We start from the raw sequence: 969 nt of genomic DNA on the forward strand, positions 1-969 counted from the left end.
ATGTTACGGTGATCACCTCTCAGAGTCACTCATTGGAGATTATATCAGCCGCCGCAACCGCGAGGATTGGATCATAGCAACAAAGTTTGGCCATCATTTCCACGAGCGCTTCACGCGTACCGACGTATTTGACGCTGAAGGTGTTGTAGCTCAGCTTGATGCTTCACTGAAGGCGCTAAAGACGGACTATATTGACCTGTACCAGTTCCACTCAGGACCAGACCAAGCATTTGATAATGATGTGCTGTGGACCACTCTGGATAAGCAAATTGCAGCCGGGAAAATCCGTTTTCTTGGGACGTCTATCGGCAGCAATGACAATTTGCATCAGACAGAAGCCTCAACAAAGGTGAATTCTCGCGTCATTCAGGTCGTATATAATCGTCTCGACCGTCAGCCGGAGGAAAGAGTATTTCCAGCATGCGAGCAGCAGGATTTGGGCGTGCTTGCACGTGTTCCGCTGGCGAGCGGCTATTTGAGCGGCAAATATAAGCCGGGTGCCGTGTTCGGTGATACCGATGTACGCCACAGGCATGATAAAGAGAACACACGGCTTAAGCTGCTGGAAGTAGAACACATTCAGCGTGAAGAGGTACCGCAAGGTGTCGATATGGCGAGCTGGGCGCTTGCTTGGTGCTTGAAGCACCCAGCCGTAACGGCTGTCATTCCGGGCTGCAAGGACCCGGCTCAGGTTGAAGCGAACGCAAAGGCGGCAATGCTTGCAGTCGAGCCGCACCCGCAGGATCGCAGCAACTAGATATTTTCGACATAAGAAGAGGCTGTCGCAAAAGTGATATGCTCCCCAAATAGTAGACAGGTGAAATAATAAAAAACCTGTTGCTATGAGGGGAGCATTTTCATGTCTAAAGTTAAATATTCCGCATCAGAGAAACTTACCATAATCGGAGAGATCGAAAGTGGTGAACTTGGCTCTATGGCCGCTGCGTATAAATATGGCTTATCAAAAAC

1 protein-coding gene is annotated in these 969 nt (G+C 49.5%); it reads left to right on the forward strand.

Annotated features, from left to right (window positions below; all coding sequences use genetic code 11):
- Positions 1-757 (forward strand): aldo/keto reductase (locus tag AC1DSE_RS35790; protein ID WP_477529183.1); only part of this gene is annotated, 757 nt, incomplete at its 5' end.
- Between the last annotated feature and the right edge of the window lie 212 nt (positions 758-969).

Source organism: Paenibacillus sp. 01L418 (genome assembly GCF_056400045.1).